Raw genomic sequence first — 21,422 nt, forward strand, 5'->3', positions numbered from 1 at the left:
CCGGGCCCTTTTGGAAGCTGTGGTTCCGGGGGCTCCTCGGCCGCACTGTGGAGAAGATCTGGATAATCTCTGGAGCTCGCGAGGGGAGGGAGGAACGCGTGGAACCGCCCAACGGCCACCCGTGCCCGGAGTGCGGCGCGCCCAGACAGCGGGACAACACCCCCGCCTGCGCCTGCACGCACCGTGCCGCCGAGGCCCTCCGCGACGCCCGCACGGCCGAGGCGGCGGCAGCGGAGGACTTCGACCCGCTGCGGATCCGCCCGTACGTGGAGATCGACGCCGGGGCCTGCGGTGGTCCGGACGGGGGTACGGCGCCCGCGAACGACTCGGCCGAGCCCGTCCCGCACGCCCTGGACGACAGCGCCCCACGGCCCGGAACCGGCCCGGCGGAAGCATCACCCGCCCAGAACCCTGATGCGAGGGCCGAGGGCGCACGAGGCCGAGCCGCGGCGGACAACAGCGCGGCACTTCCCTACGGGGACGCCCCCCGGCCGCAGGGAAACGGTTCCGCAGAGGCGACGCGGGCCCAGGGTCCCGGGCAGCCGGCCGCGGGCACACAGGGGCCGGCCGCACCGGGCAAGGGCGCCGCACTCCCGTACGGAGGCGGGCCCCGGCCGACGGGAGACGGTTCCGCCGAGGCACCCCGGCCCCAGGGCCCCGGGCCCGCAGCCGAAGGCGCACCGGGCCGGGCCGCGACGGACGGCAGCGGAACGCCGTCGCAGTCTCCGGCCGCAGGCACACCGGGCCCGGCCGCTGCCCTCCCCACCGCGGCGGACCGTGCCGGCAGCCTCCCGCACGCCGGCGCCGCCCGGCCCGCCCGGCCCGCCCGGCCCGCCCGGCCGCCCTCCCCCGCCGACGCCACCATGCCCCTGCGCCCCGTCAACCCGGACGCGACCGCCGTACTGCCGGCGGCCTCCGCCGGCTCGGCGCGTCCGACACCCCTGGCTCCCGCCACGACCGAGCCGAGCGTCACCGATCGGCGCATGTTCGACGGCACGGCGGGGGCGGACCGCGGCGCCGCGGGAGCGGGCGGGCCCGGCGCGCGGAGGGCCGGGCGACGGCGCCGGAACCTCCTCGTCGCCGCGGCCGGTGCCTGCGTGGCCGCCGTCGCGGCGGCCGGGTACGCGAGCGGGCTGTTCTCCTACGAGAGTCCGTCCCGGGACACCGCCCTGCCGGACGGCATCCGCGCGAGCGTGCCGGACGCCCCGTCGAGCAGCGCGGCCTCCACGCCCCCGCGGGGCAGCGCCTCGGCCGCTTCCCCGGCACCGGCCGCCCCGCCGCCGTCGCCGTCCCGCAGCGGGAGTCCGTCCGCCTCGCCGTCGGCGTCCGCGCCGAGCGCCTCGGCGGGCCCGTCGCGGTCGCCCTCGCCGTCGGCTCCGCAGCCGTCCGGGTCGGCGACCGGCCCCGAGCAGGCGCCCCCGGACAACGGCCGACAGAAGGCCGGCCCCACCGTCCTGCGGCTCGGCGACCGTGGCCCGGAGGTCACCGAACTCCAGCTCCGCCTGCGCCAGTTGTACCTCTACAACGACGACGCCGACGGCACCTTCGACGACCGCCTGGCGGACGCGGTCCGCACCTACCAGTGGTCCCGCGGCGTCCAGAGCGACGAACTCGGCGTCTACGACCGGGCGACCCGGGAGAAGCTGGAGTCGGAAACTCGCGAGCCGTGACCGGCCCGGGCGCCCTACCGTGACGCGGTGACCATTCGCGTGATCGTTCTCAACGGCGGTTCGAGCTCGGGCAAGTCCGGAATCGTGCGGTGTCTGCAACAGGTCCTGCCCGATCCGTGGCTGGCCTTCGGCGTCGACTCGTTCGTCGACGCGCTGCCCGCGAGGCTGCGGGACTCGGACGGGGGGATCACGTTCACGCCGGACGGGGGCGTGAGCGTGGGCGCGGAGTTCCGGGCTCTGGACGCGGCCTGGACCGAGGGCATCGCCGCCATGGCCCGGGCGGGCGCCGGGGTCATCGTCGACGACGTCTTCCTCGGCGGTCCGGCGTCCCGGCAGCGGTGGGAGAGGGTCCTGTCCGGGCTGACCGTGCTGTGGGTGGGCGTCCGGTGCGACAGCACGGTCGCCGCGGGGCGCGAGATCGCCCGGGGAGACCGAGTGGGAGGCATGGCGGCGTCACAGGCCCGGGTCGTGCACGAGGGCATGAGCTATGACCTGGAGGTGGACACGACCCACACCGAGTCCCTGGAGTGCGCGCGGGTCATCGCCGCGCGGGTGACGCGCTCACCCTCTTCCCCCGGGTGAGCCGGGCGGCCGTGGCTCACCCGATGTGCAAGCGGATCGTCCCGTCGCCCCCGGCCTCCACCCGTACCCGCGTCAGGTCCTCCACCACCACGTCCGGCTCGTGGATCGCGGCCCGGGGCCCGATACCGACGACCGTCATCCCGGCGGCGCGCCCCGCGGCTATCCCGGCTCCGGAGTCCTCGAACACCACGCAGTCCCCGGGGGCGATCCCCAGTTCCGCGGCGCCCTTCAGGAAGCCCTCCGGGTCGGGCTTGCTCGCCCCGACGGACTCCGCCGTCACCCGCACCTCGGGCAGGTCCAGACCGGCCGCCGCCATCCGCGCCGTCGAGAGCGGCACATCGGCGGAGGTCACGAGCGCGTGCGGCAGCCCCCGCAGCGAGGCCAGGAACTCCGGCGCCCCGGGGATCGCGACGACGCCGTCGGTGTCGGCCGTCTCCTCGGCGAGCATCCGGGCGTTGTCGGCGTGGTTCTGCTCCATCGGCCGCTCGGGCAGCAGCAGCGCCATGGAGGCGTAGCCCTGCCGGCCGTGGACGACCTTCATGACCTCGTCCCCGTCGAGCCCGTGACGCTCGGCCCAGCGCCGCCAGACGCGTTCGACCGAGGCGTCCGAGTTGACGAGGGTGCCGTCCATGTCCAGCAGGAGGGCGCGGGCGGTGAGCACGGCGGTGGCCGTCATCGGCAGCTCCAAGGCTCGGGGCGCGTTCCAGCGCGGGAGGGGGCGGACGACGGATCGCGACCGGCACGCCCCGGGGAGACAAGGCGGCCCCGCCCGCCGGTCAGGGAAAACGGGCGGAGGCCACTTTGTTCCCCCACGGTACAAAACAAGGCCGCCTTCGCGCCAGGGGCCCCCTCGGACGTTCACCCACTGTTCAGCCCGACCGGCTCAGCCGGTCACGGCCTCCCACAGGCTCCACAGCCCGAGCGCCAGCATGACCAGCGCCGCGATCTGCGTGATCAGCCGCAGCGGCACCTTCTTCATCAGCGCCTTGCCGCCGACGATGCCGAGCCCCGCCACGGCCCACAGTGCGAGCACCGCACCCAGGCCGACGGAGAGCGGGTCGTCGTAGCGGGCGGCCAGGTTCGCGGTCATGATCTGGGTCAGATCGCCGAACTCGGCGACCAGGATGAGCATGAATCCGGCACCGGAGACCTTCCAGAAGGACTGGTTCTCCGGCTTGCGGACCTCCTCCTCGTCCTCGCCCTTCCTCAGCAGCAGCACCGCGGCCCCGCCCAGGAAGAGCACGCCCGTGAGGGCCTGCACGATCTGCTGCGGCAACAGCGTCAGCACACTGCCCGCCGCGACGGCGAGCACGACATGCAGCGCGAAGGCGGCGGCGACACCGGCGAAGACGTAGGAGGCACGGTAGCGGGTGCCGAGGACGAGGCCGGCGAGTGCGGTCTTGTCCGGCAGTTCCGCGAGGAAGACGACACCGAAGACGACGGCCGTCACGGTCAGGCTGATCAAGGGATCCTCAATCGGTCGGGGCCGCCCCACCGAGAGTGCTGGACCTTCGCACACGACACCTCGGCACGGCAGCACATTCGGGGCCCGTGCCGGGGGGCACGGGTGTGCACTGCTTTGCCGAAGGTCTCGCTGGCGGGTCCTGGGAAAGGACCGCCCCCGGGCGCCGGCTCAGGCGGGCTGAGCAGTATGTCGACGGTCCGGCGAAGAGCTACTCCCCTTCTGCGCCGTCCATGCTACGGGACGCGCCCGAAGCGAAAAGTTCCGCCTCGAACCTTGTCATGTCATGACCGCGTCACTAACTTCTCACCGGGCGCACACCTGTGCGCAACACGGCACCGCGAGCATTCCCCTGCTCGCAAGCCAACACCCCCCTCTCCCCAGGGAGTTCGCATGCCCAGGTTCTACGCGCGTCGACGGCTGAGCGTGGCCGCTGCGGCCACCGCGCTCATATCCTCCGTGGCCCTCTTCAGCGCCCCCACGGCCTCCGCCGCCCTCCCGACGCCGGTGAGCGCCGCCACCGCCCGCACCTACCTCGCCTCGCTCACCGTCGCGACCGAGGACCGCACCGGCTACGACCGCGACCTCTTCCCGCACTGGATCACCCAGTCCGGCTCGTGCAACACCCGCGAGGTCGTCCTCAAGCGCGACGGCACGAACGTGCAGCAGGACTCCTCCTGCGCCGCCACCAGCGGCAGCTGGTACTCCCCCTACGACGGCGCCACCTGGTCCGCCGCCTCCGACGTCGACATCGACCACCTGGTCCCGCTGGCCGAGGCCTGGGACTCCGGCGCCGACTCCTGGACGACGTCCCGCCGCCAGTCGTTCGCCAACGACCTCACCCGCCCGCAGCTCATCGCGGTCACCGACAACGTCAACCAGGCCAAGGGCGACCAGGACCCCGCCACCTGGATGCCCTCCCGGACGGCGTACCGCTGCACCTACGTCCGCGCCTGGGTGCAGGTGAAGTACTACTACGACCTCTCGGTGGACTCGGCCGAGAAGTCCGCGCTGACGAACTACCTCGCGGGCTGCTGACACGCTGATTCGTGTCGGGACCTCCCCGCCGGCCTCCGTCGCTGCGTACCGTACGGGGCGACGGAGAGGGGAACGACATGAGCGCACTGCGCCTCGGACCGCTGCTGAGGTACACCGACGGCTCGTCCGCGACCGTGTGGGTCGAGACGAGCCGTCCGTGCACCGCCGAGGTGCGCTGCGCCGACGGCGCCGGCGGCACGGCCCGCAGTTTCCAGATCGCGGGCCACCACTACGCGCTGGTCCCGGTGACGGGCCTGACGGCCGGTACGACCACGACGTACGAGGTGCTCCTCGACGGCGCACAGGTATGGCCGCTGCCCGGCTCCCCCTTCCCGCCCTCGGCGATCCACGCGCCCAGCCCGGAGGGCGACCTCAACGTCGCCTTCGGCTCCTGCCGCTGGGCCTCCCCGCCGGCGGGCGGCGACGACCCCGTCGGCCCGGACGCCCTGGACGCCCTCGCCACCCGCCTCGCCGCCGACCCGCAGGGCGAGCGGCCGCACGTCCTGCTGCTGCTCGGCGACCAGGTGTACGCCGACGAGACCTCCGACTCCACGCAGCGCTGGCTGGCGGCCCGCCGCGACATCGAGGAGGGGCCGGGCAGCGGGGTCGCGGACTACGAGGAGTACACGCACCTCTACTACGAGTCGTGGCTCGACCCGCGCATCCGCTGGCTGCTGTCCACCGTTCCCAGCTTCATGATCTTCGACGACCACGACGTGATCGACGACTGGAACACCTCCGCCGCCTGGCTCACCGACATGCGCTCCACCGGCTGGTGGCAGGAGCGGCTGCTGAGCGGTCTGATGTCGTACTGGGTCCACCAGCACCTGGGCAACCTCTCCCTGGAGGAGCTCGCGGCCGACCCGGTGTACGAGGCGGTGTGCGAGGTCCCCGACGGCACCGACGCGCTGCGCGACTTCGCCGCCCGGGCCGACGCCGACGCGGCCACGGCCCGCTGGAGCTACCGGCGCGACTTCGGGCGCGTACGTCTGGTGATGGTGGACAGCAGGGCCGCCCGGGTCCTCGCCGAGGACGAGCGCGCGATGCTCGACCCGGGCGAGGAGGCCTGGCTGCGCGAGCAGGTGCTGGACGGACCCGAGACCTACGACCACCTCCTGATCGGCACCTCCCTGCCCTGGCTGCTGCCGCACCTGGTGCACGACGCCGAGGGCTGGAACGCGGCCCTGTGCGGCGGCGAACGGGGCGAGCGCTGGGCGCGGTTCGGGGAGAAGGTGCGGCGCGCCGCCGACCTGGAGCACTGGTCGGCGTTCCCCGAGTCCTTCGCGGGGCTGGCGGAGCTGATCGCCGAGGCGGGTTCGGGGCCGGACGCCCCGGCGACGGTGTGCGTGCTGTCCGGGGACGTGCACCACGCCTACATCGCCGAGCCCTCCTGGCCCGGCCGGGGCCCGGACGCCCGGGTGCTGCAGCTGGTCTGCTCCCCCGTCCACAACTCGGTTCCGCTGTCGATGCGGCTGGCCTTCCGCATCGGCTGGAGCGCGATGGCCCGGGGCATCGGCCGCGGTCTGGCCCGGCACGGCCGCCTTCCCAGTCCGCCGGTCGGCTGGCGCAAGACGGGCGGCCCCTGGTTCGGCAACCAGCTGATGACCCTGACCCTGCGCGGCCGCTCGGCCCGGCTGCGTCTGGAGCACGCCAAGACCCGCGAGGGGACGGGCCCCAGCATGACGACACTGCTGGACTCCGAGCTCGCCCCCTGACCTCCCCGTTCCGCCCGTTTGCTGCGCTGTGACCGGTGATGCCCCGTAACGCTGGTGAGGCATCCCACAGCGACCGTCAATCCTTTCCCACGAGACTCCGTCACCGCTCCCGGCGACGGCATGATGAGGCGGACCGTCCGCTTCCAACCCGGCGGACCGCCGACACGCGCCCCACACGCCCAGGAGTACCACCCTTGTCTGCGCCGCCCGAGGAAACCGAGGAATCCGTACCGCCCGAGGGTCCCGGACCGGCCGCGAGACCCGCGCGCGTCCGGGTCGCCCTGGTCGGCGCCGGCCCGCGCGGCACCAGCGTCCTGGAGCGCCTGTGCGCCTCCGCCCCGCAACTCCTTGCGCCCGGTGCCCGGTTGACCGTCCATGTGATCGACCCGGACCCGCCCGGCCCCGGCCGCGTCTGGCGCACCTCCCAGTCGCCCGAGCTGCTGATGAACACCGTGGCCTGCCAGGTGACCCTGTTCACCGACGACAGCGTGGACTGCTCGGGCCCGATCCGCCCCGGTCCGAGCCTGCACGAGTGGGCGGGCGGCAGGCTCGGCCCGGACGAGTACCCGACCCGGGCCGACTACGGCCGCTATCTGGAGTGGGTGTTCGCCGAGGTCGTACGGCAGGCGCCGCCGGCCGTACGGATCGAGACGCACCGGGCACGCGCGGTACGGCTCGACGACGCTCCCGGCGACCGCCAGACCCTCACTCTCGACGACGGCCGCGCCCTGACCGGCCTGTCCGCGGTGGTGCTGGCCCAGGGGCACCTGCCGAGGACCGCCGGCCCGGAGCTGCTGCGGCCGGCGGCCCACGCCGCGCGGCACGGCCTGCGCCACGTCCCGCCCGCGAACCCGGCCGACGTCGACCTGTCCGCGATCGCCCCGGACGAACCCGTCCTGCTGCGCGGCCTCGGTCTCAACTTCTTCGACCACACGGCCCTGCTGACGACCGGCCGGGGCGGCCGTTTCGTCCGGGACGACGGGGGCCTGCGCTACCTCCCCTGCGGCCGTGAGCCGCGGCTCTTCGCCGGTTCACGGCGCGGAGTGCCGTACCAGGCACGCGGCGACAACGCGAAGGGTGCCTACGGCCGGCATGTCCCGCTCGCCCTCACTCCGGAGGTGATCGCCGGCTTCCGCAAGCGCGCGGACTGTGGAGAGGCGCCCGATTTCCTCACGGAGATATGGCCGTTGGTGGCGAAGGAGGTGGAGGCGGTCTACTACGGCGCGCTGATCCGGCGGGCCGCCTCCCGCGCGGGGCGACAGCGGGGGCCGGAGCGGAAACAAGAGCCGGAGCGGGAGCGGGAGTTCACCGACCGCTTTCTCGCCGTCCCGCACGGCGATCCCCAGGAGGCTGCGCTGCTGAAGGAGTTCGGGGTGCCGGACGCCGAGCGCTGGTGCTGGGAGCGGATCTCCCGCCCGTACGCGGGCCGGGACTTCGCGCACTCCGGCGAGTGGAGCGAGTGGCTGCTGGCGCATCTGCGCGAGGACGCCGCCCAGGCCGCCCTGGGTAATGTGCACGGCCCGCTGAAGGCGGCTCTGGACGTGCTGCGCGACCTGCGCAACGAACTCCGGCTGATCGTCGACCACGGCGGCCTCGCCGGCGCCTCCCGCCGCGATCATCTGGACCGCTGGTACACGCCGCTCAACGCGTTCCTGTCCATCGGCCCGCCGCGCCGCCGCATCGAGGAACTCGTGGCGTTGATGGAGGCGGGGGTGATGCGGGTGCTCGGGCCGCGGCTGCGGGTGTCGGAGGAGGACGGCGGCTGGGCGGCGCACTCCCCCGACGTGCCGGGACCGGCGGTCCGTGTGAGAACCCTCATAGAGGCCCGCCTGCCGGAACCCGACCTTCGGCACACGGCCGACGACCTCCTGGCCGGTCTGCTGCGGAGCGGGCAGTGCCGCCCGCACGTCGTGGACGGTTATGAGACCGGGGGGCTGGACGTCACAGCGCGCCCCTATCGGCTGATGGATCGTCAAGGAGTTGCACACACAAGGCGGTTCGCGTTCGGTGTGCCGACAGAAGGCGTGCACTGGGTGACCGCCGCGGGAGCCCGCCCAGGGGTGGATTCGGTCACTCTTTCGGACGCGGACGCGGTGGCGAGAGCCGCTCTACGTGCGGCTGGGCCCGATGTCGAGCCCCAACGGGAGGCGAAGCAGTGGCCAAATGTTGAACTTGCAAGCATCAATTAGGCACACCTAACGTGGGCTACTCCGCGGTATCCGTCCCCGACCGGCCTCCCCAGGGCCGGCCAACCGAAGGAGTGACCCCCCACATGACCGCTCGCCTCAACGGCGCCCAGCCGTACGCGCTCGGCCTGTTCCGGATCGTCGTCGGCCTGCTGTTCGCCTGCCACGGCGCCGTCGCACTCTTCGGCGTCCTCGGCGGTGCGGACGGCAAGGGCGGCACCGCCGCGACCGGCGCCTGGCCGAACTGGTACGCGGCCGTCATCGAGCTCGTCGGCGGCGTCCTGGTACTGCTGGGCCTCGGCACCCGCATCGCGGCGTTCATCTCCTCCGGGGCGATGGCGTACGCGTACTTCAAGGTCCACCAGCCCCAGGGTCTGTGGCCGATCGAGAACAGCGGCGAGGGCGCGGCGATGTACTGCTGGGCCATGTTCCTGCTGATCTTCACCGGCTCCGGCGCGTTCGGCCTGGACCGGCTGCTGTCCAAGCGCACCTCGACCCAGGGGCAGCGCTCCGCGGACCAGACCCCGGTGGCCGCCTGAACCGCCCGCGCCGTCGGACACACAGCGGCGCCTTCCCCTCGGGGGGAGGCGCCGTTCCGTCTGCATCGGCCCGTGATCAGTACATCGGCTGTGAAACCAGCGCATAGGCGGCACAGCCGGACGAGCGCGACGAGGTGAACAGTCGGCACCGAACGTATGAGCCCCCCGTGAACCGCCCGTCACACCCCAGGCGTACGCTCTATGGCTGTCATGGCCACCCCTTGCCGCCCCCCCCGCGCCACCGCGGCTCGGTCTGGTCCACGGGGGAGTCACGGGGAGTTGCGGTGCTGGAGCAAGTGGGGCTGCTGATCGGCAGCCCATGGATATACGCGGTGGTGGCCTTGTCCGTGCTGCTCGACGTGTTCCTGCCGGTGCTGCCCAGCGGCGTCCTGGTGATCACGGCGGCCACGGCGGCGGCAGCGGGCACGGCGACCGACGTGCCCGACATCCTCGCCCTGACCCTCTGCGCGGCCACCGCCTCCGTCCTGGGTGACCTGGTCGCCTACCGCCTCGCCTGGCGCGGCGGCGCCCGCCTGGACCGGGCGATCTCCCGCTCCCGGCGGCTGACCACCGCCCAGCAACGACTCGGCGCGGCCCTCGCCCGGGGCGGTGGCGCCCTCGTCGTCCTCGCCCGTTTCGCTCCCGCCGGCCGCTCCGTGGTCTCCCTCGGCGCGGGCGCCGCCCACCGCCGCGCCCGCGACTTCCTGCCCTGGTCGGCCCTGGCCGGCTTCACCTGGGCCGCGTACAGCGTCGCCCTCGGCTGGTTCGGCGCCCACTGGCTGGGCGCCACCTGGCTGGCGACGGCGGTGTCGGTGGGGGCGCTGTTCGGTGCCGGGGCGGGGGCGGCGTTCCTGATGCGGCGCGAGCCGCGGACGTCGTAGACCGGGCTCCGGCTCACCACCACGACCACCCAGACCTGGAAGCGGCTGAGACATTGACCATCACGGAGTCGCGGAAGGCCTCCCGGACGAGACGGATCGCACTCGCCGCGAGGCGGCACCCACGGGCGCTGCCGTGGGTCGCGGCAGGCGTGGTCACGCTCGGGTTCCTCGTCGCGCTCCAGATCGCCGCGCACCACTTCGGCACCCAGGGGCCGATCACCGCGCAGGCACGCGAGGTGATCCACGCCCCCAAGTCCGGGTTCCTGCTGTACGCCAGCCTGGCGCTGACGATGGTGGTGCTCACCTGGCGGCAACGGCTCATCGCCCTCGGCGCCGCGCTGGGCATCGACCTCGCCTTCCTGCTGGTGCGGTGGCTGGCCGGCGCCTATCCCGACGAGGGCCACCCGTTCGGCAACGGCGCGCTGTGGGTGATCCTGGGCCTCGCGGTCGTCGCCCTCACCCGGCGCACCGGCCCGGAACGCGTCCTGATGCTGAAGGGCGTAGGACTGGGCCTGCTGCTGGTGACCGGCCGCAAGACCGGTGACACCTGGCTGCTGATCACGTCGAAGACCCGCCCGCTCACCCTCGACCCGTACGTCGCCATGGCCGATCACGCGCTGGGCAACCCGTCGTGGCTGGCGGGCCGCCTCCTGCGGGCGAGCGGCCCGGTCGGCGAGCACGCCCTCGACTACGTCTACGCCCAGCTCGCCGTGGCCGCGGTCTGCGTGGCGCTGTACCAGCTGCGCAACGTGGCGGCCGAGCAGCGCTTCCCGCGCCACCACCTGGTCCGCACGTTCCTGCTGATCGGCCTGCTCGGACCGGCCTTCTACATGATCTACCCGGTGGTCGGGCCGATGTTCGCCTACGGTCCCGAGGGCGGGCACTGGGCGGCGGCCGACCTGTGGCCGGACACCCTGCCGCCGGTGATCACCCCGTACGCGATGCCGTTCGACGAGATCACGCCGCGCAACTGCATGCCCAGCCTGCACACGGCCTGGGCGACCACGATCTTCATCCACTCCCGCAAGGGACCGCGCGCCCTGCGGTACGCCGGGACGTTCTGGCTGGTCGCCACCCTCGCCGCCACGCTGGGATTCGGCTGGCACTACGGGGTGGACCTCATCGCCGGCGTGGTGTTCGCGTACACGGTCGAGGCAGGACTGCGCACGTACGACCGCGGCTGGGACCGGGCCGGGCTCCGGCTGATCGGCTACGGGACGGTCGTCTTCGCCGTGCTGCTGGCGTCCTACCGCTTCGTGCCGCTGGAGATGGCCGCGTACCCGTGGATGTCCGGCCCGCTCCTCCTGCTGGCGATGGCCTCGGTGGTCCACGGCTACCGGCAGACCACCAGGCGCTGGGAAGCGGCGCCCGTACCCGCCCCGCGCGCCGAGCCGCAGCCCGAACCGGCGGTCTGAGGCAGGCCCCGGGCCGGCCGGACCGGCCCTGGGGATGTCCGCCCCCTCAGCTCGCCCTGCGCGCCCCGGCCCCGCGTACCTCCAGACCGTCCAGCAAGTCGGCCGTGGCCTGCGCGACGGCCTCCACGGCGCGGTCGAACACCTCCTGGTTGTGAGAGGCGGGGGCGCGGAATCCCGACACCTTCCGCACGTACTGCAGGGCGGCTGCGCGCACGTCCGCCTCGGTGGCCTCTTCGGGCATCGCGGGCGGACGCAGCGTCTTGATACTCCGGCACATGCCCCCAGTCTCACCCGTCCGGCCCTCGTACGACCAGAGATGCCTGCCATGATCGCTCCGAGGCGCCGCGCGTGCGGCGGCCCGGCGGACCCGGCCCAGGCCCAGGCCCTCGCCCGCTACGACGCCTTTCCCGCCGTCGACGAAGTCCTCGATGCTGCTCGACGCCGAGGCCGGACGGCCCCTCGAACTGGACGCCATCGGCGGCGCGTTGCTCCGCGCGGCCGAGCGGCACGGGATCCCGGCTCCGGTGGCGGCCCGGGTGGTGGACGAGGTACACCTGTTCGCCTGAACCACAGGAGGGAACTCGCCTGCCGAATTCGAACAGGCGTATCATTGGGGCGTGGCTACGACCTATGACTTTCCGAGTGACCTCCTGGCCGGTCAGGAGGAACTCCATCAGGTCCGGGCCGAACTGTCGGCCCTGCTGAAGCGGCTGCCCTGGTCGGTGGAGCCGCTGGACGGCTTCAGCGACGACAACGGCTGGCGCAAGGTGGAACGCCCCGCCTCCCCCGGCTGGACCGCCGACGAACAGGCCGAGGTGGAGAAGCTCCGGCAGCGGGAGCACGAGCTCGCGGTGTTCGTGAGCACGCACCGCTACTGGTCCGAGCTCGCCGGCTCCGAGCGGGTGGCGGCCCGCTCGCAGCTGAAGCACACGCGGCACACGCACGGGGTTCCGCCAAAGGAGACCGGCGGAACCCCGTGACGCCCGGCCGTCAGGTCAGCCGTTGCTGTCGCTCTCGCTGCTGTTCTCGCTGCTGTTCTCGTTCTTGCCGAGGATCTTGTTCATCTCGCCGATCTCGGCGTTCTGGGCGGTGACGATGTCGCCGGCCATGGCCTTGGCCGGGGCGTGGCGACCCTTGTCCTGCTCGGTCCTGGCCATCTCCACGGCCCCTTCGTGGTGCTCGACCATCAGGGTCAGGAACTGGACGTCGAACGCCTTGCCCGTCAGCCTCTCCAGGGCGGCCATGTCCTCGGCGCCCATCATGCCGGGCATGCCGGAGTGACCCGACGCGGAGTGGTCCATGCCGCCGCCTCCGCTCCCTTGGGGGACCTTCTCGCCCCAGGACTTCAGCCAGCCGGTCATGGTCCGGATCTCCGGGTCCTGCGCCTTCTCGATCCGCCCCGCGAGGTCCTTGACCGTCCCGGAGGAGGCCCGGTCCGCGGCCAGCCGCGCCATCTCCAGCGCCTGCCGGTGGTGCGGGATCATGCCCTGCGCGAAGGCGACGTCCTGGGGGTTGTGTGCGCCTGCGGGCGACGGGGTACCGGCGGGGGCGTGGCCGCCCGCGTCGCCGTGCCCGGCACGGTCGGCGCCGTCACCGCCACACGCGGCGAGGACGAGGGCCGCGGCGCCCCCGGCCGCCACCAGGGCGGCACGGCGCGCCAGGGTACGAATGCTGCTGCTCATGCGTGAACTCCTGCTTCTGGGAGGAACTGGGGATCTCGGACACGACGTGTCTAGATCCGCAGAAGCTGGAGCTCGGAGAGGGAAGGCGGGGCCCGGGCACCCTCCGTATCCACGACGGCATAGGCCCGAACGGCGCTCTCCCCCTCCCCCACGGGGACCTGGTCGGGAACGAGCGGCGGCACCACCGGCCCCCCGCCCACGGCACCCGACGCACAGGTCGCGTCGGCGTGCTGAACATGCCCGCAGTCACCGCAGTGCCCGTACGGCATGGCCTGGGTCCGGGGCGCGTGGGTCTCGAGCACATGACTCCGGGGCGCGGCCGCCTGCGAGGCGTGCGCCTGCTCCCCGTGCGTCTGCCCGGGCAGACCGCCACCGGGCGCCAGCCCGTGCATCCCGAGCAACCCGACCAACAGCCCCAGCACACACAGCACATGCCACCGCCGCACGACGGTTCGCTGAGCACGCTGCCCGGGACTGTTCACGCGCTCATCGTAGAGAAGGGCCCGGGGCCGGCATCGACCCGGGGCGCACGCGCGTACGGACGACAGCAGGGCGTGCGACCGGCCGTACCCCCATCAGGTGAACTCGTTCAGCCTTCTACAACCGCGCGGCTCCCCGTCAGGTCGTACCCACGACACGCATGAACCCGAGGGGGACACATGAGCCAGCAGTACCCGCAGCAGCCGACCCAGCCCCACCCGCCGCAGCCCGGTTACGGCGCACCGGCACCCCAGCCGCCCAAGAAGCGCGGCGTGGGCAAGATCGCGGGCCTCGGCTGCGCGGGCATCATCGCGCTCTTCGTCATCGCCGCCGTCGCCACGGGCGGTGGAGGCGACGACGGCGGCGACACCTCCAACAAGGACAAGGCCGTCGCCACCGACGGCAAGCGCGGGGGCGACAGCGCCAAGAAGGCCGGGGCGGCCGAGGAGAAGCCCCAGGCCGAGCAGTTCAGGGACTGCGTCGCCGAGAACGGCACGGCGACGGAGAAGGCCGCGGTCGAGCACGTCACGAAGGTGACCGGCGCGGACAAGCGCAACGACATCCTCGACGCGGCGGAGGTCTTCACCGACTTCAGCGGCGGCCTGATGGGCCCCCACCAGGGCGAGGGCAAGCTCATCGCCTCCGCGTTCACCTCCTGCTACGAGTCCAAGAACGGCCTCGTCACGGTGTACGACAAGGACGGGGAGCTCCTCGCCAACGCGAACTACTGATTCCGGCCGGCGGGCACCAACGGCAAAGGCCCTCCAGGAACATCCCTGGAGGGCCTCCGCCGTGAAAACTCGCTGTGGTGGGCGCGGACGGTTTCGAACCGCCGACATCCTGCTTGTAAGGCAGGCGCTCTACCCCTGAGCTACGCACCCGGCTCCCGGGCCTCACGCCCAGGACGAGTCGACAGCCTACATGGCCCGGGGCACGGTCCCGCAAACCCGTTTCGCGGGGCCGTGGCGGGTCCCGCGCCTGGGGTTGACCCCACCCCACATCCGGGAGTGACCCGGATCCCCCGGCGGGCCCCGGTCCATACGGTCGTAGAGCGCCCCAGGGCGCTCGTCGTCCGTCCAGGGGGAGATCGTCATGACCACACGCACCGCCACCGGCCGCATTACCGCCCGCAGCGTCGCCCTCGCCGGTGCCGTCGTGGTGCTCGTCGCCGGGCTCAGCGCCTGCGGGGCGTCCGCCGGGGACGACACGGACCCCGGCCACCGGTCCTTCGGCCTCCAGGGCCGCACCCTCACCGTCGACTCCGACGACTCCGCCCTGGCTCCGTGACCATCGCGGTGCCCCGGTCCGCCTACCGCGTGACCACCGAGACCGGCGACGGCGGCGTCGACGTGTCCGTGCCCCGCGACGAGACCAGCCCCCATGTGGTGTCCGCCCACACCGTCGACGGCAAAGTGACGGTCCGAACAGCGAACTGACCGGCCCGTGTGTTCGTCCTCCACGGGTGGGAGAATGACACCGGGCAGGGCGGACCACAGCACGGGAGAGGGATGTGACGGCGACACCAGGAGAGCCGGATTCGCCGTCGGTGCCGCGCGCACATCGTGCGCGCCGCCGTATCCCCGGCGTCACCCGCATCCCCGGCATCACCGGCCCGCTCCGCACCCCCGGCCCGCTGCGCGACACACTCACCCTGGTGGGGCTCCCGCTGCTGGCCGCGCTGGCCCTGCCCGCCGCCTTCGCCGGCGGGGGCACCCGGCGCTGGTTCGGCGGCCGGGCCGAGAACCAGCGGGCCGAGGCCCAGGCCGCGAAGGACGCCGCCGCCGCGGCCTTCTACGAGCTGGACACCGCCCAGCGCGACCTGCGCATCTCGATCGAGACGATCACCGCCGTCGACGACTCCCCCGCCGCCCGGCGCGCCGTCGCCGACTTCGCCGCCCTCGGCAACCGCATCGACGAGGCCAGCCACCGCTACATCAACGCCGTCGACGCCCACGACCTCGACCGTGACGACCTGGAGGCCTCCGTCGCCTCCCGCGCCCGCGGCGAGCTGACCGCCGCCAGGGAGGAACTCGACCGGGTCAAGCAGGAGCTCGACCGGTTCACCGACGGCCTCGGCCCCCTCCTCGGCAAGGCCGAGACCCAGCTGGCCCGCCTGGCCCCCGCCGTCGAGCGCGCCCGCCAGGCCCTGCTCGCCGCCTCCAACGCCCTCGACGCCGTCCGTGCGTCCGGTCTGAAGGCGGACGACCTCGCCGCCCGGCTCGCCGCCCTCTCCCCGGAGCTCACCAAGCTGAACCAGGGCGCCGGACAGCACGGCGTCCCGCAGACCCTGGAGCGGGCCGAGCGGGTCGCCCGCGAGGCGGAGGCGGTCCGCGTGGAGGCCGAGCGGCTGCCGGACCGCGCCGCCGAGATCGACCGCCGTCTCGTCTCCCTGCGCACCCGCGCCCAGGCCCTCACCACCCGCTCCGAGCAGGTCGAACCGACGCTGAGCGAACTGCGCCGCCGCTTCACCGCGGCCTGCTGGCAGGACCTGCAGCACGTCCCCGACGCCGCCGCAGACAACGTCCGCCAGGCCGAGGAGAGACTGGCCGAGGCCCACACCGCACGCGGCGCACAGCGCTGGGCCGACGCCACGGCCCTGCTGTCGACCGTGCGGGCCCTGCTGAACAGCACCGACGAGGCCGTCTCGGCCGCCGGTGACCGTCTGCGACGGCTGAACGCGGTGCAGAAGGACCCCCAGCAGGAGATCGACCGCACGCGCTTCGCCATCCGCGACGCCCAGCGCCTCGCCATGGCCGGCCGCAACACCCCCGACCCGCGCCACGCCCGCCCCCTGGACGACGCCGTGGCCCGCCTGGACCGTGCCGTGGCCACCCTGGAGGGCCGCCACCCCGACTACTGGCACTTCCTCACGGAGACCGAAGCGGTCCGCCGGGCAGTGGCCCACGTGGTCTCCGGGATCCGCGAGGAGCGAGGGGCCGGACACTGAGCCCGGCCCCGGCCCGTTCTCAGGTGCGGTAGGCGTAGTAGTACGCGTTCGGGTACGACGCGACGAGGCTCGCCACCGACCTGCGGAGGGTGTTGTTGGAGTGGTAGGTCACGTACGGCACACCGCCGCTCTTGTACGTGACGATCATCGTGTGGTCCTTGGACCCGTCCCGGTCGAAGTCCATCTGGAGGACATCGCCGACCTCGAGCTGGAAGACGTTGGCGAGCGGCTTGGTGCGCTTGGAGTTCTGGGCGAACCAGGACCACTCGTTGACGCCGATGAACGAGTGCGACTGGATCTCGGCGTTGCCGAACCACTTGGTGTAGTCGTACACGTAGCCGGGGGCGTGCTTCCAGCCGCCCGCCTTCAGGGACTGGCTGACGAAGTTGGTGCAGTCGCCGCCGGCGCCGCGGCCGCTGAAGTCCGGGTAGTCCTTGTTGTAGACGTTCCAGTACTTCTCGGCGTAGGCCGCCATGGCCTTGTAGTCGTACGTCGTGCCGGTCTTCGGGGCGGCGGCCGGGTTGGGGGTGATCGCCGCGCGCGGGGCGTTCGGCGTGGTGTTGTCGGCGGCGGTGGTCGCCTTGACGGGGGCCGGCTTGGAGAGCGTGTTCACCGCGAGACCGCCCTGCTCGGTGTCGCGGATGCCGGTCAGCCGCCAGTCGCCCTGCCGGTCGGCCTTGAAGGTCAGCTCGTGCCGGGCCTGGAATCCGGTGGTCTTCGGCGCGTTGCCGCGGGCCCCGGCGTAGGTCAGGGTCGTGGTCTCGGTGACGTCCGCCTTGGCCGTACGGCCGGTCACCCGCGTGGCGTTCAGGGTGACGGTGGTGCTGGCCTTGCCGTAGGTCTCGCCGGCCTTCGCCAGCCTCTCCTTGCGCTGCCCCAGTTCGGACAGGGTGGCGTCCTCGGCGCGGGCCGTGCCGGAGGACAGGGCGACGTCGCCGGAGAAGCCGTCGGTCAGCTGCTTGTCCGCGCCGGCCCGCCCGCCGTCGACCAGGGCGTTGGTGCGGTCGGTGAAGACCGCGTCCGCCAGCCGCTGGAAGGTGTCCTTGGTCCGCGCGTCCACCGTCGGATCGTCGACGACCGCCGCGCCCGCGCTCCAGTTGGGCAGCAGGGCCACTCCGGCGACGACCGAGGTCGCCGCGGCCCCGAGTATCGTGACGCGCCGTCGCGTCCCGCTCAATTTCCGTGATTTCACTGGTGTTTCCCCTCTTGCCCCGGCCAGAGGGTTGCCGGGGTAGGAGATCTTTGCATGGAGCGTATGGCCGCTGTGAAGGGTGTTGCCGCCGTTACTTTGGCGTGATCACTTCACGACCGTCGACCAGTCGGGGGACTGCGCCGGGTCCAGGCCGCGCAGCCGCTGGAGGGTCCCGGGCTTCTGCACGTCGAGCCAGTCGGCCAGTTCCCGGAAGGACACGCACTTGACGTCCTTCTTGGTGCAGATGTCCTTGACGACCTGGTCGACGGCCCGCATGTAGATGCCGCCGTTCCAGTCCTCGAAGTGGTTGCCGATGAACAGCGGGGCCCGGCTGCCGTAGTACACGCGGTTGAAGCCGGACATGTAGGAGGCGACGGTCTCCCGTTCCCACTCGGGGTACTTCGCCGGGTCGCCCTCGGTCTCGCCCTCGGACTGGTTGTAGAGGAAGTTGAAGTCCATCGAGAGGCCCTGGTACTTGCCGCCCTCGTACGGGAGCATCTGCAGCGGGAAGTCCCAGATGCCGTCCTTCTTGACGGGCCATATCTGGAAGTCGCCGGCGGAGCTGGCGTCGTAGCGCCACTTGTAGTCCTTGGCGGCCTTCAGCAGGTTCTTCTGGCCCTCCAGGCAGGGCGCGCGGCCGCCGGTGACCTCCTTCCTGATGTCGAACGGCAGCGGGGCGACGTCCTGGAAGCCGGTGTTGGTCTTCCACTTCTCGGTGAACGCGTAGAACTGGTCGATCTCGCTCTTCCACTCCGCGACGCTCCAGTCGCCGCCGCCCTTCTTGCCGCAGAAGTGGCCGTTGAAGTGGGTGCCGATCTCGTTGCCGCCCTGCCACGCCTTGCCGAGTTGCTCCAGTGTGGTGCGGATGTGCTCGTCGGTGGCGAAGCTGATCGCCGCCGAGCCCTTGGCGTGCTGGGGCGGGGAGTACAGCTCCTTCCTGGCCTTGGGCAGCAGGTAGATGCCGGTGAGGAAGAAGGTCATGTGGGCGTCGTACTCCTCGGCCAGCTCCCGGTAGTGCGAGAAGAGCGCGTCGTCGCCCTGCAGCGCGCCGTCCCAGGAGAAGACCACGAACTGGGGCGGCTTCTCCCCCGGCTTGAGCGGCACCGGCTTCAACTGGCCCTTCTGCGGGCCGGTGTAGGAGGTGGAGCCGTCCCCGAGGACCTTCGTCCTGCCGTCCCACCGGGGCTCCTGGTGCGGCTTCGGGGAGGGCCCCTTGCGGGCTCCGGAGGAGGCGGTCGGGGTGGTGGTGTCCGAGCCGGTCAGGGCCAGATAGCCCGCGACCAGGGACGCGACGACGAGGAGCGCCGCGAGGGTCAGTATCCCCGGGGGCGCGGTGCGGCGGGGTGCGCGGGCTCGACGGCGGCGGCCGGACGGCTGTTTCATGCGCGGCTCATTCTGCGAGGGGGAGAGTGGGGGGAGTGCGGTATCGGGCTCGGGGTCAGCCGATGCCGCGGGCACCGGACCAGATGCGGTACGGGACGCTGTCGCCGGCAGAGCCCGCGATCCCGTCCAGCGGCAGGGGTTCGAGGCTCTTGGTGAGGTCGATGCGGTAGGCCACGACGGCCGTCGACACGGAGTTGGCCGTGCCGACGTACCAGGCGGCGGTGTCGTTCTGCGTGGTGCCGGCCTTCCCTGCCACCGTGGCGGTCGTGACCGCCCCCGGGCGGGCGGTGCGGAAGGCGTCCGTGAGGGCGGACTGGACCGCCCCGGCCACGCTCGCCTTCACCGCACGGCGGGACCCGGGCTTGGTGAGGGGGACCCCGGAGCCGTTGCGGGTGATCCGGGCCACCGAGTACGGCTCGACGTGCTTGCCCGCGGCGGCGAAGGTGGCGTATCCGCTCGCCATGCGGATCGCGCTGGGTGTGGCACTGCCCAGGGACATCGCGGGCACCTGCGGGCCGAAGCTGGAGGGGAGCAGGCCCGCCCGCTGGGCGGTCTCCCGCACCGTGTCCAGGCCGGTGTCCAAGCCGAGTTGCATGAACGGTGTGTTCACCGACAGGGCGAGCGCCCGGCCGAGGCCGATCCGCCCGTAGGACTTCCCGCCGTCGTTGTGGGAGGTGACCTGTTTGCCGCCGCGGTCCCAGTAGGGGCCCTCGGGTGTCCTGACGGCGATGCCGTCGTCCCCGTCGTACCGCGTCTGGGGGGTGACCTGGACCGCGGCGCCGTCGCGTGTCGTGTGCACACCGTGCTCCAGGGCGGCGGCGTAGACGAACGGCAGGAAGGCCGAACCGGCGGGGACGGTGGTCGCGTTCGACTCGTTGTAGCCCTGCTCACGGTGGTCGGGGCCGCCGTGGACGGCGAGGATGCGCCCGTCGGTGGCCACCGAGGAGGCGCCGAAGTGCAGGGACTTCGCCTTGTCCGGGTCGTCCTTGCGCGCCTTCTTGCGGGCCTTGTCCACGGCGTCGGTGAGCGCGGTCTCCTGCTTGCGGTCGAAGGTCGTGTAGATCTGGTAGCCGCCGAGGTCGTACTCCTTGGGCGATATGTTCGCCGCCTTCTTGGCGTACTGGGCGGCCAGTTCCACGAGGTAGTCGCTCTGCTTGCCGGTGTCGAACCCCGGCGCCCGCTTCAGCGGCTCGGGGAACTTCCTGTACTCGGCACGCTCGGCCTTCGACAGGGTGCCTGTCTCGACCATGCGGTCCAGTATCCAGGACCAGCGCTCCACGGCCCGGGCGTGGTTGGCCTCGCTCAGTGACGGGTCGTAGAGGCCCGCGCCCTTGAGCAGGGAGGCGAGGAAGGCGGCCTCGCCCGCGTCGAGTTCGCGGACGTCCTTGCCGTAGTAGGCCTGGGCAGCGCGCTGGATGCCGTACGTGCCACGGCCGAACCAGCTCGTGTTGAGGTAGCCCTCGAGGATGTCGTCCTTGCTCATCTCGTTGTCGAGCTTCAGGGCGAGCATCGCCTCGGTGAACTTGCGGCCGACCGAGCGGTCCTGGTTGAGGTAGACGTTCTTGACGTACTGCTGGGTGATGGTGGAGCCGCCCTGGGTCTCCCCCTTGCCGAGGGTGCGCCACACGGCCCGGGTGAGGCCGCTGAGGGATATGCCGGGATCGCTGTAGAAGCTCGCGTTCTCCGCCGCCAGCACGGCCCCGCGGACGTCCTCGGGTATGCCCTTCAGGGGCATCTCCTGCCGCCGCACCCAGCCGGTGCGGGCCATGGGCGTCCCGTCGGACCAGAAGTAGACGTTGTCCTGCTGGGTGGCGTACGAGTTGAGGTTCTCCGGGATGTCGGTGGCGGCGTAGGCGGAGCCCAGGAGGACGACGGTCAGGCCGGTGAACGTCAGCGCGGCACCGAGCCATTGCCGCCAGGAGGGCGCCCAGCGCCGCCAGCCGGTGCGGTCGGCGCGGGGGTAACGAAGCCGCAGGCGGCGGGCGCCGGAGGCGACGCGGGCGACGAGTCGGGCCGCCCCCGGGGCCACGGCGCTCAGACGGGACAGGGGGGAGGGCCGGGGAGCTCTGCGCCGGCGGCGCGGCCGGCCGGGGCCGTTCCCCTCCGGGGTCGTACCGGAGGAGGGATTCGTCTTGTCGGTCGCGGCCACGTCGACGATGCGCAACAGCACGGTCTCGTCCGCGTTCATGGCATCGGGGACCTTCAACTGCATGGTCTCGTCCGATTCCCGCCCACCCTTGGACACGGCTG

General features: G+C 72.6%; 21 protein-coding genes, 1 tRNA gene and 1 pseudogene. 14 read left to right on the plus strand and 9 right to left on the minus strand.

The genetic code is table 11. The features are described from left to right. Positions 1 to 98 precede the first annotated feature (98 nt). Both HDC93_RS39395 and cpt read left to right on the plus strand, forming a co-directional pair. The gene (locus tag HDC93_RS39395; RefSeq protein WP_185012972.1) at positions 99 to 1,670 is read left to right on the plus strand and encodes a peptidoglycan-binding protein; all 1,572 of its coding nucleotides are present in this window, start codon (positions 99 to 101) and stop codon (positions 1,668 to 1,670) included. A 27-nt stretch (positions 1,671 to 1,697) separates the two neighbouring features. Next, on the plus strand, positions 1,698 to 2,252 hold the full coding sequence (cpt, locus tag HDC93_RS24340; RefSeq protein WP_185012973.1) for a chloramphenicol phosphotransferase CPT: 555 nt from the start codon (positions 1,698 to 1,700) through the stop codon (positions 2,250 to 2,252). 16 nt (positions 2,253 to 2,268) lie between these two features. On the opposite strand, the gene HDC93_RS24345 is transcribed toward cpt, so the two are convergent. Together HDC93_RS24345 and HDC93_RS24350 are read right to left on the minus strand one after the other, a co-directional pair. Further along, positions 2,269 to 2,928, minus strand: coding sequence for an HAD-IA family hydrolase (locus HDC93_RS24345; protein ID WP_185012974.1), 660 nt, complete (start codon positions 2,926 to 2,928; stop codon positions 2,269 to 2,271). Between the two features lie 207 nt (positions 2,929 to 3,135). Then, positions 3,136 to 3,717 carry a TMEM165/GDT1 family protein gene (locus tag HDC93_RS24350; RefSeq protein WP_031109598.1) on the minus strand — a complete coding sequence of 194 codons (582 nt, stop codon included), beginning with the start codon at positions 3,715 to 3,717 and terminating at the stop codon, positions 3,136 to 3,138. Positions 3,718 to 4,107: 390 nt separating this feature from the next. Here HDC93_RS24350 and HDC93_RS24355 point away from each other — a divergent pair, with 390 nt between their 5' ends. The 6 genes from HDC93_RS24355 to HDC93_RS24380 all read left to right on the plus strand — a co-directional run bounded on the left by HDC93_RS24355 (position 4,108) and on the right by HDC93_RS24380 (position 11,488). Further along, complete coding sequence (locus HDC93_RS24355; protein ID WP_185012975.1) at positions 4,108 to 4,752, plus strand: HNH endonuclease family protein; 645 nt, start codon at positions 4,108 to 4,110, stop codon at positions 4,750 to 4,752. A gap of 77 nt (positions 4,753 to 4,829) precedes the next feature. Next, positions 4,830 to 6,467 (plus strand): alkaline phosphatase D family protein, encoded by a 1,638-nt coding sequence (locus HDC93_RS24360; RefSeq protein WP_185012976.1) that lies wholly within the window; start codon positions 4,830 to 4,832, stop codon positions 6,465 to 6,467. Between the two features lie 281 nt (positions 6,468 to 6,748). Next, positions 6,749 to 8,656 carry an FAD/NAD(P)-binding protein gene (locus tag HDC93_RS24365; RefSeq protein ID WP_260419747.1) on the plus strand — a complete coding sequence of 636 codons (1,908 nt, stop codon included), beginning with the start codon at positions 6,749 to 6,751 and terminating at the stop codon, positions 8,654 to 8,656. 83 nt (positions 8,657 to 8,739) lie between these two features. Continuing rightward, complete coding sequence (locus HDC93_RS24370) at positions 8,740 to 9,192, plus strand: DoxX family protein (protein ID WP_185012978.1); 453 nt, start codon at positions 8,740 to 8,742, stop codon at positions 9,190 to 9,192. 284 nt (positions 9,193 to 9,476) lie between these two features. After that, positions 9,477 to 10,073, plus strand: a complete 597-nt coding sequence (locus tag HDC93_RS24375) for a VTT domain-containing protein (RefSeq protein ID WP_185012979.1) — start codon at positions 9,477 to 9,479, stop codon at positions 10,071 to 10,073. A 128-nt stretch (positions 10,074 to 10,201) separates the two neighbouring features. Beyond that, positions 10,202 to 11,488 carry a phosphatase PAP2 family protein gene (locus HDC93_RS24380; protein ID WP_221517110.1) on the plus strand — a complete coding sequence of 429 codons (1,287 nt, stop codon included), beginning with the start codon at positions 10,202 to 10,204 and terminating at the stop codon, positions 11,486 to 11,488. Between the two features lie 46 nt (positions 11,489 to 11,534). Here HDC93_RS24380 and HDC93_RS24385 read toward each other — a convergent pair whose 3' ends face one another. Beyond that, positions 11,535 to 11,765 carry a DUF2277 domain-containing protein gene (locus HDC93_RS24385; protein ID WP_185012981.1) on the minus strand — a complete coding sequence of 77 codons (231 nt, stop codon included), beginning with the start codon at positions 11,763 to 11,765 and terminating at the stop codon, positions 11,535 to 11,537. A gap of 66 nt (positions 11,766 to 11,831) precedes the next feature. On the opposite strand from HDC93_RS24385, the pseudogene HDC93_RS24390 reads away from it, so the two are divergent. Together HDC93_RS24390 and HDC93_RS24395 are read left to right on the plus strand one after the other, a co-directional pair. After that, positions 11,832 to 12,054: pseudogene (locus tag HDC93_RS24390) on the plus strand (ketopantoate reductase family protein); the annotation flags it as partial. Between the two features lie 51 nt (positions 12,055 to 12,105). Continuing rightward, positions 12,106 to 12,468, plus strand: a complete 363-nt coding sequence (locus tag HDC93_RS24395) for a hypothetical protein (RefSeq protein WP_185012982.1) — start codon at positions 12,106 to 12,108, stop codon at positions 12,466 to 12,468. A gap of 15 nt (positions 12,469 to 12,483) precedes the next feature. Here HDC93_RS24395 and HDC93_RS24400 read toward each other — a convergent pair whose 3' ends face one another. Together HDC93_RS24400 and HDC93_RS24405 are read right to left on the minus strand one after the other, a co-directional pair. Beyond that, a complete protein-coding gene (locus HDC93_RS24400; protein ID WP_185012983.1) occupies positions 12,484 to 13,170 on the minus strand; it encodes a DUF305 domain-containing protein in 687 nt (228 codons plus the stop codon). Between the two features lie 50 nt (positions 13,171 to 13,220). Further along, positions 13,221 to 13,652, minus strand: a complete 432-nt coding sequence (locus tag HDC93_RS24405) for a DUF6153 family protein (RefSeq protein WP_311774614.1) — start codon at positions 13,650 to 13,652, stop codon at positions 13,221 to 13,223. Between the two features lie 177 nt (positions 13,653 to 13,829). Between HDC93_RS24405 and HDC93_RS24410 the strand changes: the two genes are divergently transcribed. Beyond that, positions 13,830 to 14,381, plus strand: a complete 552-nt coding sequence (locus HDC93_RS24410; RefSeq protein ID WP_185012984.1) for a hypothetical protein — start codon at positions 13,830 to 13,832, stop codon at positions 14,379 to 14,381. 75 nt (positions 14,382 to 14,456) lie between these two features. Here HDC93_RS24410 and HDC93_RS24415 read toward each other — a convergent pair. Then, a tRNA-Val gene (locus tag HDC93_RS24415) sits at positions 14,457 to 14,531 on the minus strand. A gap of 211 nt (positions 14,532 to 14,742) precedes the next feature. Here HDC93_RS24415 and HDC93_RS39745 point away from each other — a divergent pair. From HDC93_RS39745 to HDC93_RS24425, 3 genes are all read left to right on the plus strand, one after another. Beyond that, on the plus strand, positions 14,743 to 14,937 hold the full coding sequence (locus tag HDC93_RS39745; protein ID WP_398986243.1) for a hypothetical protein: 195 nt from the start codon (positions 14,743 to 14,745) through the stop codon (positions 14,935 to 14,937). Then, positions 14,934 to 15,086 (plus strand): hypothetical protein, encoded by a 153-nt coding sequence (locus HDC93_RS39750; RefSeq protein WP_398765843.1) that lies wholly within the window; start codon positions 14,934 to 14,936, stop codon positions 15,084 to 15,086. Before HDC93_RS39745 ends, HDC93_RS39750 begins: the two co-directional genes overlap by 4 nt. A gap of 74 nt (positions 15,087 to 15,160) precedes the next feature. Then, entirely contained in the window at positions 15,161 to 16,597 is a 1,437-nt protein-coding gene (locus HDC93_RS24425; protein ID WP_185012985.1) for a hypothetical protein, read from the plus strand. A 19-nt stretch (positions 16,598 to 16,616) separates the two neighbouring features. On the opposite strand, the gene HDC93_RS24430 is transcribed toward HDC93_RS24425, so the two are convergent. The 3 genes from HDC93_RS24430 to HDC93_RS24440 all read right to left on the minus strand — a co-directional run bounded on the left by HDC93_RS24430 (position 16,617) and on the right by HDC93_RS24440 (position 21,384). Beyond that, entirely contained in the window at positions 16,617 to 17,774 is a 1,158-nt protein-coding gene (locus HDC93_RS24430; RefSeq protein WP_221517082.1) for an amidase domain-containing protein, read from the minus strand. Between the two features lie 120 nt (positions 17,775 to 17,894). Beyond that, on the minus strand, positions 17,895 to 19,172 hold the full coding sequence (locus HDC93_RS24435; RefSeq protein WP_185012987.1) for a hypothetical protein: 1,278 nt from the start codon (positions 19,170 to 19,172) through the stop codon (positions 17,895 to 17,897). Between the two features lie 55 nt (positions 19,173 to 19,227). Continuing rightward, entirely contained in the window at positions 19,228 to 21,384 is a 2,157-nt protein-coding gene (locus tag HDC93_RS24440) for a transglycosylase domain-containing protein (protein WP_185013054.1), read from the minus strand. Positions 21,385 to 21,422 lie beyond the last annotated feature (38 nt).

Origin of the sequence: Streptomyces sp. AK010, from assembly GCF_014207295.1 — a bacterium.
Lineage (GTDB): Bacteria > Actinomycetota > Actinomycetes > Streptomycetales > Streptomycetaceae > Streptomyces > Streptomyces massasporeus.

Excerpts from the sequence above, each read along its gene's own strand:
- HDC93_RS24345 (WP_185012974.1), bottom strand. The coding sequence starts at position 2,928 with ATGACGGCCACCGCCGTGCTCACCGCCCGCGCCCTCCTGCTGGACATG.
- HDC93_RS24355 (WP_185012975.1), top strand. The coding sequence starts at position 4,108 with ATGCCCAGGTTCTACGCGCGTCGACGGCTGAGCGTGGCCGCTGCGGCC.
- HDC93_RS24360 (WP_185012976.1), top strand. The coding sequence starts at position 4,830 with ATGAGCGCACTGCGCCTCGGACCGCTGCTGAGGTACACCGACGGCTCG.
- HDC93_RS24370 (WP_185012978.1), top strand. The coding sequence starts at position 8,740 with ATGACCGCTCGCCTCAACGGCGCCCAGCCGTACGCGCTCGGCCTGTTC.
- HDC93_RS24385 (WP_185012981.1), bottom strand. The coding sequence starts at position 11,765 with ATGTGCCGGAGTATCAAGACGCTGCGTCCGCCCGCGATGCCCGAAGAG.
- HDC93_RS24400 (WP_185012983.1), bottom strand. The coding sequence starts at position 13,170 with ATGAGCAGCAGCATTCGTACCCTGGCGCGCCGTGCCGCCCTGGTGGCG.
- HDC93_RS24410 (WP_185012984.1), top strand. The coding sequence starts at position 13,830 with ATGAGCCAGCAGTACCCGCAGCAGCCGACCCAGCCCCACCCGCCGCAG.
- HDC93_RS39745 (WP_398986243.1), top strand. The coding sequence starts at position 14,743 with ATGACCACACGCACCGCCACCGGCCGCATTACCGCCCGCAGCGTCGCC.
- HDC93_RS24435 (WP_185012987.1), bottom strand. The coding sequence starts at position 19,172 with ATGAAACAGCCGTCCGGCCGCCGCCGTCGAGCCCGCGCACCCCGCCGC.
- HDC93_RS24440 (WP_185013054.1), bottom strand. The coding sequence starts at position 21,384 with ATGCAGTTGAAGGTCCCCGATGCCATGAACGCGGACGAGACCGTGCTG.